General features: G+C 71.2%; 7 protein-coding genes and 1 pseudogene. 2 read left to right on the plus strand and 6 right to left on the minus strand.

Annotated elements, in window-relative coordinates; translation table 11 throughout:
• Window positions 1–10: 10 nt before the first annotated feature.
• From ACYQ8Q_RS10970 to ACYQ8Q_RS10995, 6 genes and pseudogenes are all read right to left on the minus strand, one after another.
• Window positions 11–550, minus strand: coding sequence for a hypothetical protein (locus tag ACYQ8Q_RS10970; protein WP_460064063.1), 540 nt, complete (start codon window positions 548–550; stop codon window positions 11–13).
• Window positions 535–1,671 carry a ParA family protein gene (locus tag ACYQ8Q_RS10975; RefSeq protein WP_359003282.1) on the minus strand — a complete coding sequence of 379 codons (1,137 nt, stop codon included), beginning with the start codon at window positions 1,669–1,671 and terminating at the stop codon, window positions 535–537. The genes ACYQ8Q_RS10970 and ACYQ8Q_RS10975 overlap by 16 nt, the downstream gene beginning before the upstream one ends.
• 436 nt (window positions 1,672–2,107) lie before the next feature.
• Window positions 2,108–3,232 carry an alanine dehydrogenase gene (ald, locus tag ACYQ8Q_RS10980; RefSeq protein ID WP_460064064.1) on the minus strand — a complete coding sequence of 375 codons (1,125 nt, stop codon included), beginning with the start codon at window positions 3,230–3,232 and terminating at the stop codon, window positions 2,108–2,110.
• A 133-nt stretch (window positions 3,233–3,365) separates the two neighbouring features.
• Window positions 3,366–5,415: pseudogene (locus tag ACYQ8Q_RS10985) on the minus strand (tetratricopeptide repeat protein).
• Window positions 5,416–5,926: 511 nt separating this feature from the next.
• Complete coding sequence (locus ACYQ8Q_RS10990; protein WP_460064066.1) at window positions 5,927–6,553, minus strand: NUDIX domain-containing protein; 627 nt, start codon at window positions 6,551–6,553, stop codon at window positions 5,927–5,929.
• An 87-nt stretch (window positions 6,554–6,640) separates the two neighbouring features.
• Entirely contained in the window at window positions 6,641–8,290 is a 1,650-nt protein-coding gene (locus ACYQ8Q_RS10995) for a CTP synthase (protein ID WP_067250830.1), read from the minus strand.
• 494 nt (window positions 8,291–8,784) lie between these two features.
• Here ACYQ8Q_RS10995 and ACYQ8Q_RS11000 point away from each other — a divergent pair, with 494 nt between their 5' ends.
• Both ACYQ8Q_RS11000 and ACYQ8Q_RS11005 read left to right on the plus strand, forming a co-directional pair.
• Complete coding sequence (locus ACYQ8Q_RS11000) at window positions 8,785–10,587, plus strand: glycoside hydrolase family 15 protein (protein ID WP_460073254.1); 1,803 nt, start codon at window positions 8,785–8,787, stop codon at window positions 10,585–10,587.
• Window positions 10,588–10,671: 84 nt separating this feature from the next.
• On the plus strand, window positions 10,672–12,054 hold the full coding sequence (locus tag ACYQ8Q_RS11005) for an FAD-binding oxidoreductase (RefSeq protein WP_460064069.1): 1,383 nt from the start codon (window positions 10,672–10,674) through the stop codon (window positions 12,052–12,054).
• Window positions 12,055–12,089 lie beyond the last annotated feature (35 nt).

Below are 12,089 nucleotides of genomic sequence, written 5' to 3' on the forward strand. Positions count from 1 at the left end.
CAGGCTACCCCTACCGCCCTCGCAGCCGTCGTACGAGGATGCTGGCGTCGCCACGGGTCTCCAGGTCGGCCAGCACCACCGCGACCGCCTCCCGCACGATCCGCCCCCGGTCCACGGCCAGCCCGTGCTCGCCGCGGAGCACCAGCCGGGCGTGCTCCAGGTCCATGAGTTCCTCGGCGGACACGTACACGGTGATCTTCTCGTCGTGCCGCTCACGCCCGCTGGGCCGGCGGGCGGCCTGCCGGCCCCGCTTACCGGGGGCGGCAGAACCTTCCTGCGCCGGTGCCGCGGGCCGCCGTGCGGGGCGCTCCCCGGTGAGGGTCTGGTCGGCGTCGGCCGCCGCGTGCTCGGCGCCCTCGCCGTCCCCGCCCTGGACGGGGACGGCCTGCGGCGCGTCCTCGCCCGCGGCGACTCCGTCGCTCTCGCCGGCCGGGGCGGGCACCCGGGCCTCGCCACCGGCCTGGCGTCGGGGTGCGGACGGCTGAAGCGCCATTCCCCCTGTCGTACGGAAGAGTTCGTCGGCCCCCGGCAGACTCACTCGGCGTGACACCGGGCGAGCACCTCCCTGGCGAGCTGGCGGTAGGCGGCGGCACCGACGGAGTTGGAGGCGTACGTGGTGATCGGCTCGCCGGCGACCGTGGTCTCCGGGAAGCGGACCGTGCGTCCGATGACCGTGTGGTAGACGTGGTCGTCGAAGGCCTCGACCACACGGGCCAGGACCTCACGGCTGTGGACCGTGCGCGAGTCGTACATCGTGGCGAGGATGCCGTCGAGCTCCAGCTCCGGGTTGAGCCGCTCCTGGACCTTCTCGATGGTCTCGGTCAGCAGGGCCACCCCGCGCAGCGCGAAGAACTCGCACTCCAGCGGCACGATCACCTTGTGCGCGGCCGTCAGCGCGTTCACGGTCAGCAGACCGAGCGAGGGCTGGCAGTCGATGACGATGTAGTCGTAGTCGTCCATCAGCGGCTTGAGCGCCCGCTGGAGGGTCGACTCGCGCGCGACCTCGGAGACCAGCTGGACCTCGGCGGCCGACAGGTCGATGTTGCTGGGCAGCAGGTCCATGTTGGGGACCGCGGTCTTCAGGAGCACCTCGTCGGCCGCCATGCCCCGCTCCATGAGCAGGTTGTAGACCGTGAGGTCGAGCTCCATCGGATTGACGCCGAGGCCGACCGACAGCGCGCCCTGCGGGTCGAAGTCGACGAGCAGCACCCGGCGTCCGTACTCCGCGAGCGCGGCACCCAGGTTGATGGTCGACGTCGTCTTGCCGACGCCGCCCTTCTGGTTGCACATCGCGATGATCGTCGCGGGGCCGTGCTGGGTCAGCGGGCCCGGGATCGGGAAGTACGGCAGCGGGCGTCCGGTCGGGCCGATGCGCTCACGGCGCTGCCGTGCCGCGTCGGGCGCGAGGGTGGCCGCGTACTCCGGGTCCGGCTCGTACTCGGCGTCGGGGTCGTAGAAGTGCCCGTCGGGCAGTTCGTCGTAGTCGGCGAAGTGGTTGTGGGGCGCGCCACTTCCGTCGCCGGCCATGGCGTTCACGTGATGACCGTCCATGCTCTGGTGTGCTGACAGAGCCGTGCGGGGGCCGAGCCGGCTCTGGTGGGCTGCGAAGGTTCGGACAGCGACGGAGCCGACAGCCTCGAGCCCCGCGGAATCCTGGTCCCGCGTAGGCATTCCTGGTTGACCACCCCCGGGAGCAAATGTCGACTCATTCACAAGTCGTCTTACCTCCTTGGTGACCAGGAAACTTCTAGACAAGGTCAGCGTGGCACCATGCCGACGGTTGGCGACTCTATGGCGTGTCGGGCGTCCGCAGCAACACAATCCGCCGGACCCGGCCCGATGTGTCGGCAATGAAACATGTCGCTGTCAAGGGCGTACGGCCGTCGCACGGCAGGTTCGACCGGTGCGCGAATCGGTCGAAGGGTTACGTTCGAGGCGAGTTGACCGAGAGCCGCAAAGTGACCATACACACATCTGGCCGGACCTTGTGGGGCAAGGTCCGGCCGGGCGTGTGCCGTTGACGCGCCTTGTTGACGTATCGCCTTTGCGAAAAGGTGACTTAATCGAGGCGCTCGCGGAGGGCCGTCGTGGGGTCCGTCGCGGGGGCTCAGCCGAGGAGCTGGTCGAGCTCCACGTGCTCCAGGCCGTGCGCCTCCGCCACCTCGCGGTAAACGACCTTGCCGTCATGGGTGTTGAGACCGCGGGCCAGCGCGGCGTCCCGGCGCAGCGCCTCCGCCCAGCCCCGGTTCGCGAGCTCGACGATGTAGGGCAGCGTGGCGTTGGTGAGCGCGTAGGTGGAGGTGTTGGGGACGGCGCCGGGCATGTTGGCGACGCAGTAGAAGACCGAGTTGTGGACCTGGAAGGCCGGCTCGGCGTGGGTGGTGGGCCGGGAGTCCTCGAAGCAGCCGCCCTGGTCGATCGCGATGTCGACAAGGACACTCCCGGGCTTCATGCGGGACACCAGCTCGTTGGTGACGAGCTTGGGGGCCTTGGCGCCGGGGATGAGGACCGCGCCGATCACGAGGTCGGCCTCCAGGCAGGCCTTCTCCAGCTCGAAGGCGTTGGAGACGACGGTCTGGATCTTCGTACCGAAGACCTTGTCGGCTTCCTTGAGCTTGTTGATGTCCTTGTCGAGCAGGGTGACGTGGAAGCCCATGCCGATGGCGATCTGCGCCGCGTTCCAGCCGGAGACGCCGCCGCCGATGACGACGGCCTTGCCGGCCGGGACGCCGGGGACGCCGCCGGGCAGCACACCGCGGCCGCCGCCGGCCCGCATCAGGTGGTAGGCGCCGACCTGCGGGGCGAGGCGCCCGGCGACCTCGGACATGGGCGCGAGCAGCGGCAGCGCGCGGTTCGGGAGCTCGACCGTCTCGTAGGCGATGGCGGTGGTGCCGGACTCCAGCAGGGCGTCCGTGCACTCCTTGGACGCGGCCAGGTGCAGGTAGGTGAAGAGCGTCTGGTCCTTGCGCAGGCGGTGGTACTCCTCGGCGACGGGCTCCTTGACCTTGAGCAGCAGGTCGGCGGTGGCCCACACCTCGTCGGCCGTCTCCAGGATCCGGGCGCCGGCGGCCACGTACTCCTCGTCGGTGATCGAGGAGCCGACGCCGGCGTTGCGCTCGATGACCACTTGGTGGCCGTGTCGCACCAGCTCGTGCACACCGGCGGGGGTGATGGCCACCCGGAACTCGTTGTTCTTGACCTCGCGGGGGATGCCGACCTTCACGTCGATCACGGTCCTTGGCTCAGAGGGTGGGGGCATAGGGCTACATACCCGGATACAAGGGGTACACCGGGATACACCGCGGGAGAAGGTGCGGCAGAGCCAGTCTAATGAAGGTGTTCCCGCTGTCTAGCCTTTCAATGCATCAATCTTCAGCAGATGCACTGCGGATTTCGCAGGTGTTAGGGCTGTGTTCCAGCCGATTGTGGTTCCGGCTCCTCCAGCAGCCGGCCCGCCTCGCCCCGGTGCAGCCGTGCGGCCGTGGGGTCGCCGAGACGGTCCAGGGTGTCGGCGAGGCGCAGCCGCACCGCCGCCTGGAGCCGGGTGTCCTCGGCGTGCCGCGCCCACTCCAGCGCCTCCTCGCAGGTGCGCAGCGACTCCTCGGGCCGGCCCGCGTACTCCTGGACCCGCGCCAGCTCGCTCAACGCCCGCGCGTGGGCGGCCACATCGCCGTTCTTGCGGTGTCCGGCCGCCGCGGCGCGCCAGGCCCGTTGCGCCTCGCCGTAGCGGCCCGCGTAGGTGTGCGCGGTGGCGATCCGGCCGTAGAGCCGGGCGGCGTCCGCGCGCTCGTCCCGGGCCAGACGCTGGGCGAGCGCCCGGCCGTACCAGTCGGCGGCCCGTTCGTAGTCCCCGAGCTCCAGATGCGCGCCGCCTACGGATTCCATCGCGCGGCCGGTCGCGTACGGGTCGTGCGCCGCCCGTCCGGCGTCCAGCGCGGCCCGGTAGCGCACCAGGGCCTCGGCGGTACGCCCCGTCCTGGCGTCGACGTCGGCCAGGTTCAGCAGGGCGGCGGCCTTCTCCCGGGGCAGATCGCGGCGCTCGGCCACGTCGAGGACGAGCCGGTGGACGCCGTACAGGTCGGGCGCGGCCTCCTGGGTGCCGAAGTGCGCGACCATCGCCCGCACCAGCTGGGACATCAGCCGACGGGCCAGGGTGTCCAGCTCGCCGTCCGCGACGGCCGCGCGGGCTGCGGCGAGCAGGGCGGGGCGGCGGACGGTCAGCCACTCGGCGGCGGCGGCCCGGGTGGGGAAGCGCAGGCCGCGGGGGGTGCCCTGGAGCTTCTCCCGGGCCTGGGGGTTGTCCGGCTCGGTGACGGCCCGGCAGGACTGGAGCAGCCGTACCGTCCGCTCGAACATACGGGCGCGGGCCAGTTGGAGCTCGGCGGGGCGTTCCTGGGCCTCGGCGGCGGCGCGCAGCAGGGGGTGCAGGGCGGCCGGGACCTCGTACTGCGGCAGCGGGGAGTCCACGGCCCGCAGCAGGCCGAGGGCGGTGAGGTCGTCCAGGGCGGTCCGGGCGGCGCTCATCGAGCAGCCGGCGAGCGCGGCGGCGGTGTGCGGGTCGGCCAGTCCGGCCGGGGCCAGCGAGAGCAGGCGCAGGGTGCGGGCGAGAGGGGCGGACAGGCCGGCCTGGACGAGACCGAACACCCGGCTGAGCGGGGTTCCCTCGTCGCCCTCGGCGTGCAACTGCTTGGCGAGGTCGGAGACGGCCGCCTGGGGACGGGCGGCGAGCCAGCCGCCGGCCAGGATCAGCGCGGCGGGCTGGCCCTGGCAGATCTCGACCAGTCCCTCGGCCGCGCGCGGGTCGACGGTGATGCGGACCGAGCCGGTGTAGCGGGTGAGGAGGTCGAGGGCGGACTTGGTGTCCAGGCCGCCGAGGGTGCAGGGGCGGACGTCCGCGATACCGGTGAGGGGGCCCGCGGACACGGCGACGAGCAGGCATTCCGGGGTGTCCGGCAGCAGCGCGTCGACCTGGTCCGCGCCGGTCGCGTCGTCCAGCAGGATCAGCGCGCGCCGGTCGGCGAGGGCCTCGCGCAGGGTGGCCGCGAGCTCGTCCTCGTCGGCACCGGCCGGGGTCGGCAGGTCCAGGGCGGTGAGCAGCTCGCGGGCGGCGCGCTCGACGGGGACGGGGGTGCCGTCGGGTTCGGCGAGCCGGGTGCGCAGGACGCCGTCGGGGTAGCGGCGGGCGACCTGCCGTACGAGTTCCTCGGCGAGCGCGGTGCGGCCGGAGCCGGGTCGGCCCGCGATGAGGAGGACGCGTGCGCGGGGGGCCTTCCGGCCGGTGAGGGTGTCAAGACCGGTGCGTTCGATGTCGGCCCGCAGTTCTTTCAACTCCCGGTTCCTGCCCAGGAATTGACCCGGTGTCGCAGCGTGTCCGGACAGCTGCACGCCGCCTGTGTCCACTGCCTGATCCGTCACGGGCCACACTCCCGTCCCACGCACACGCCTGCCCGCCGGGACTCCGGATCGGACGATTCCAGAGCCTAGTTCACGCTCTGCGACGTTCCGGGCGCAGGACGGCGGGCAGCGCCCCGAGGTCCCCCGATCGGATCAGGCGATCGTCACACCGCAGCCTCGCGCGGGGGCTCCCGGGCGTGTGTGTAGGGGGCTCCCGGGCGTGTGTGTGGGCTCCCGGCCGTGTGTGGTCGACTCCGGCCGTGCGCGAGGCGGCTCACAGCCGCGCGCGGACGGCCACCGGCCCTACGCGAAACACCTCACCGCCACGCGCAGACGGCCACCGGGCGAGTGCGAGACGCCTCACAGCCACGCGCAGACAGCTCCCGGTCATACGCGAAACACCTCACCGCCACGCGCGGACAGCCACCGGCCACACGCGAAACACCTCACCGCCACGCGCAGACGACCATCGGCCACACGCGAAACACCTCACAGCCGCGCGCGGACGGCCACCGGGCGGGTGCAAGGCGGCTCAGGCCTCGAACGGGCGTGCCGGCCAGGGTGCCTCGGCGGGACGCAGCGAGCCGAGGCCGTCCCCGCCGCGCGCGGCCACGAACGACAGCACGCCCACCACGAGACAGGTGTTGTGCACATCGCCCGCGAGCACCGCCCGGACGAGCTCGTCGACCGGCACGCGCGCGTGCTCCATGTCGGCCTCCTCGTCCTCCACCTCGAAACGCCGCCCGTCGGCCTCGGACAGCCCCCGGGCCAGGAAGACCCGTACGGACTCGTCGCAGCCGCCGGGAGTCGTGTACACGTCCGTCAGCACCCGCCAGTCCTCGGCCTTGACGTGCGCCTCCTCGTACAGCTCGCGCTGCGCGGCGTGCAGCGGGTTCTCGCCGGGCACGTCGAGCAGTCCGGCCGGGATCTCCCAGAGCTTGTGCCGCACGGGGTGGCGGTACTGCTTGATCAGCAGCACCCGGTCCTCGTCGTCGAGGGCGAGGACGGCCACGGAACCGGGGTGGACCTGGTAGTCGCGACGGACCACACCGCCGTCGGGCATGACCACCTCGTCCGTGCGGACGGAGGTCTTGTTGCCCACGAAGGGGGTCTCCGTGGAGCGGATCTCCCACGCCGCGGGGGTGTCCTTGATCGTCATGCCCAGTACTCCTTCGACGTGCACAAACGAAAACCGGGGTGCTCTCCTTTGAAGAGAAGCACCCCGGCCACCGTACAAGCTGGTGTGTTACTTGGAATTCTTCCGCTCGACGGAAGCCTTCACCAGACCCGCGAACAGCGGGTGCGGACGCGTCGGCCGCGAGCGCAGCTCGGGGTGGGCCTGGGTGGCGACCAGGTAGGGGTGGACGTCGCGCGGGTACTCGACGTACTCGACGAGCTTGCCGTCCGGCGAGGTGCCGGAGAACAGGATGCCCGCCTTCTTCTCCAGCTCGGCGCGGTAGGCGTTGTTCACCTCGTACCGGTGGCGGTGCCGCTCCTCGACGTACTCCTTGCCGTCGTAGACCTCACGGACGATGGAGCCCTCCGCCAGCTTGGCCGGATACATGCCCAGACGCATCGTTCCGCCCATGTCGCCCTCGCCCGCCACGATGTCGAGCTGCTCGGCCATGGTGGAGATGACCGGGTGCGCGGTGGCCGCGTCGAACTCGGTGGAGTTCGCGTCGCCGATGTCGGCGAGGTTGCGGGCCGCCTCGATCACGATGCACTGCAGGCCCAGGCAGAGGCCCAGCAGCGGGATCCGGTTCTCGCGGGCGTAGCGGATCGCGCCGACCTTGCCGAGCACACCGCGGTCGCCGAAGCCGCCCGGGATGCAGATGCCGTCGACGTCGGCGAGCTGCGCCTTGGCGCCGGCCGGGGTCTTGCAGTCGTCGGAGGTGACCCACTTGATCTTCACGCGGGCCTTGTTGGCGAAGCCGCCGGCGCGCAGCGCCTCGGTGACCGAGAGGTAGGCGTCGGGCAGGTCGATGTACTTGCCGACCAGGGCGAGGGTGATCTCGTGGTCGGGGTTGTGGACGCGGTCGAGCAGGTCGTCCCAGGTCGTCCAGTCCACGTCGCGGAACGGCAGGTCCAGCTTGCGGACGACATAGGCGTCCAGGCCCTCGCCGTGCACGGTCTTCGGGATGTCGTAGATGGACCGCGCGTCGGGGCAGGCCACGACCGCGGCCTCGTCCACGTCGCACATCAGCGAGATCTTGCGCTTGATCGCGGTCGGCACCTCGCGGTCGCAGCGCAGCACGATCGCGTCGGGCTGGATGCCGATGTTGCGCAGGGCGGCCACGGAGTGCTGGGTGGGCTTGGTCTTCAGCTCGCCGGACGGGCCGATGTAGGGCAGGAGCGAGATGTGCACCACGAAGACGTTGTCCCGGCCGACCTCGTGCCGCACCTGGCGGACGGTCTCCAGGAACGGCAGCGACTCGATGTCGCCGACCGTGCCGCCGACCTCGGTGATCACGACGTCGACCTCGTCCGTCGCCATCCGGCGGATGCGATGCTTGATCTCGTTGGTGATGTGCGGGATGACCTGCACGGTGTCGCCGAGGTACTCGCCGCGCCGCTCCTTGGCGATCACCGTCGAGTACACCTGGCCCGTGGTGACGTTCGCCGAGCCGTCGAGGTCGCGGTCGAGGAAGCGCTCGTAGTGGCCGATGTCCAGGTCGGTCTCGGCGCCGTCGTTGGTGACGAACACCTCACCGTGCTGGAAGGGGTTCATCGTGCCCGGGTCGACGTTCAGGTACGGGTCGAGCTTCTGCATCACGACGCGCAGACCGCGCGCCTTGAGCAGCATGCCCAGGCTGGAGGCGGTCAGGCCCTTGCCGAGAGAAGAGGCGACACCCCCGGTGACGAAGATGTGCTTGGTCGTCGTAGATTTCGGCGGCATGGCCAAGAGGGGGCTCCCGTGGTCGCGGTCTGGGGTCGCTGCGGTTCGGGGGTTTCGAGCCCACCGGTCCACGGGCTACCAGGGTATCAGCGCCTCGAAGGGATGGCTTCCGGCCACGCTCCGCGCACGCGCCGACACCGCACGCGCTCTTCGCACGAGCCGGGCAGACTACTTGTTACGGACTTCTCACCGGTGGCTCACCCGTTCGGCGTACGCACGTTGCCCGGAGCGACACACAGATCATCTACGTGCGTCGTATCCTGCTCGGACACTCGCTGCCGAGCCCGGCCGGCAAGACGGCACACCCCAGCCCGTAACCACCGGAACAACGAGAGCTCGTCAGTTCGTTGAGCAACAATTGGCGTTTTGCCCATACGGCGGAGCGACTGCTTTGCTTCATCGCTCAACGACGCATTACAACGACCCCTTGACCGCAAATAAGCGACAGCCCCCGTTCGCGTGGGGGTGACGTGGCCGTTCGACTGGAGTTGCACGTGGCCGGGCGCATCGAAGACTACGCACTCATCGGAGACATGCAGACCGCTGCCCTGGTCTGCCGTGACGGGACAGTGGACTGGCTGTGCCTGCCCCGCTTCGACTCGCACGCGATCTTCGCCGGTCTGCTCGGCACAGAGGAACACGGATTCTGGCGCCTGGGCCCCGCCCACGCCTCCGACACCCAGCCGCCCACGGCCGCCCGGCGCACCTACCGCGGCGACTCGCTGATCCTGGAGTCCGAGTGGGACACCCCGCGCGGCACGGTCCGGATCACCGACTTCATGCCCCCGCGCGACGGCGCGCCCCAGCTCATCCGCATCGTCGAGGGCGTCACGGGCCGCGTCCCGATGCGCTCCACCCTGCGCATGCGCTTCTCCTACGGCCGGGTCGTCCCCTGGGTGCACAAGCACGAGGGCCGCACGGTCGCCGTCGCCGGCCCCGACTCGGTGTGGTTCGACACCACCGCCGAGACCTACGGAAAGTCGCTGACCACGTACGCGGACTTCACCGTCGCCCCCGGTGACCGCATCGCGTTCACGATCTCCTGGGAGCCCTCGCACAAGCAGCCGCCGGCGCTGCCGGAGCCGGAGCAGTCGCTGGAGGCGACGGAGGAGTTCTGGCGCGAGTGGGTCGAGCACTGCACGTACCACGGCCCGTACCGCGAGGCGGTGATCCGCTCCCTGATCACCCTGAAGGCCCTGACCTACGCCCCGACCGGCGGCATCGTCGCGGCCCCGACCACCTCCCTGCCCGAGGACATCGGCGGCGTCCGCAACTGGGACTACCGCTACACCTGGCTGCGTGACGCGGCGATCACGCTCTCCTCGCTGCTGCGCACGGGCTACCGCGAGGAGGCCCGCGCCTGGCGCGAGTGGCTGCTGCGCGCGGTCGCCGGCGACCCCGAGAACCTGCAGATCATGTACGGCATCGCGGGCGAGCGCGAGCTGGGCGAGGCCGAGCTGGACTGGCTGCCGGGCTACGAGAACTCCGCCCCCGTCCGGGTCGGCAACGGCGCGGCGCACCAGCTCCAGCTGGACGTCTACGGCGAGGTCACCGAGGCGCTGCACCTCGGCCACATGACGGGCCTCGCCCGCAACGACTACGCCTCCCTGCTCCAGCTCAAGCTGATCCGCTACCTGGAGAAGCACTGGGACACGCCCGACGAGGGCATCTGGGAGGTGCGCGGCCCGCGCCGGCACTTCGTGCACTCCAAGGTCATGGCCTGGGTCGCCGTGGACCGCACCATCAAGCTCATCGAGTCCGGCGACGCCGACGGCCCGCTGGAGCGGTGGCGCGAGCTGCGCGACGACATCCACCGGGACGTGTGCGAGAAGGGCTACGACAAGGAACGCAACACGTTCACCCAGTCGTACGGCTCCAAGGAACTGGACGCGTCCCTGCTCCTCATCCCCCAGATGGGCTTCCTGCCGCCCGACGACAAGCGGGTCATCGGCACCATCGAGGCGATCCAGCGGGAGCTGTCCACCCCGGACGGCTTCATCCTGCGCTACCCCACCTCGGGCGACAACGAGGGCGTCGACGGCCTGCCCGGCGACGAGGGCGCCTTCCTCGCCTGCTCGTTCTGGATGGCCGACGACCTGGCGATGATCGGCCGCGTGGACGAGGCCCGCAAGCTCTTCGAGAAGCTGCTCTCCCTGCGCAACGACCTCGGCCTGCTCGCCGAGGAATGGGACCCCCGCCTCAAGCGCCAGGTAGGCAACTTCCCCCAGGCCTTCAGCCACGTCCCGCTGATCGACACGGCCCTGAGGCTGACGGCCTCGGGGGCCTACGGAGGCTGAACCGCAAGCGCTGAACAGGAAGGCCGCGCCGCGCGCGCCTAGTCTGGGAAGGTCATACTGCCCCTGCACGGAAGGGGGCGCCTCATGGCCTCCCCGTCGAAGGCGGGCGCGGCGCTTGCCGCGCTGCGCGAGGAACTGTCGGGCGACGTGTTCGCCCCGGACGACCCGGGCTACGACGAGGCCCGCACGGTCTTCAACGCGATGGTCGACCGGCGTCCGGCCGTGATCGCGCAGTGTGTGGACGAGGCGGACGTCGTACGGACGGTCCGCTTCGCCCGTGATCTGGACCTGCCCGTCGCGGTGCGCGGCGGCGGGCACAGCGTGGCGGGCAGCGCCCTGGGCGACGGCGCGGTGGTGGCCGACCTCCGGCACATGCGGACGGTCACCGTCGATCCCGAGGCCCGCACGGTGCGGATCGCGGGCGGCGCCACCATGAGCGACCTGGACCGCGCCTGCGCCCCCTTCGCCCTCGCCACGACCGGCGGCCGGGCCTCCACCACCGGCGTCGGCGGGTTCGTCCTCGGCGGCGGCTCCGGCTGGCTGGACCGCGCCTTCGGCCTGGCGGTGGACAACCTGCTCGGCGTGGACCTGGTCACCGCCGACGGCACCCGGACGCACGCCGACGCCGGCGACCACCCGGAGCTGTTCTGGGCCCTGCACGGCGGCGGCGGGAACTTCGGCGTCGCCACCTCGCTCACCCTGGGCCTGCACGACCTGCCCGACTTCTCGATCGCGCTGCTGCTGTACCGGCCCGAGTACGGCCGCGAGGTCACCCGCACCTACCGCGAGCTGATCGCGGCCGGTCCCGACGAGGCGAGCGGCATGATCGTCTACTTCACCGGCCCGCCCGCGGAGTTCGTCCCGCCGCACCTGGTCGGCACCCTGCTGGTCGGCACCCTGCTGACCTACGCCGGTTCCGAGGCCGATCTGCGCAAGCTGGCCGAGCCGCTGCTGGCGCTGCCCCACGAGGCGGCGGTCGTCGGCGCGATGCCGTACGCCGAGGTGCAGTGCATGCTGGACGATCCGCCGGGGATGCGGAACTACTGGTCGGCGGAGTACCTGACCGGCGTACCGGACGAGTTCGTGGAGGTCTACTGCGCCCGCGGCGAGTCCGTGCCGGTGCCGACGGGCACCATGCACGCGCTGTTCCCGCAGGGCGGCGCGATCGCCGCGGGCCCGCACGACTATCCGGTGCCGTTCCGCGACGCGCCGTGGGGCGTCCACCCCTTCGGGCTCTGGGAGGACCCGGCCGACGACGAGCGCTGCGTGGCGTGGGTGCGGGACGTACGGACCGACGCCCGGCCGTGGAGCACCGGGGACGTCTATCTGAACTTCATCGGCGACGAGGGCACCGACCGGGTCGTGGCCGGCCTCGGCGAGGAGAACGCGCGGCGGCTCGCGGACGTCAAACGGCTCTACGACCCCGACAACGTCTTCCGCTTCAACCACAACATCAAGCCCGCCTGACCCGGCCGCTCCCCCACGCCGGGCCGCCCGGCCGG

Source organism: Streptomyces sp. YKOK-I1, assembly GCF_054660435.1.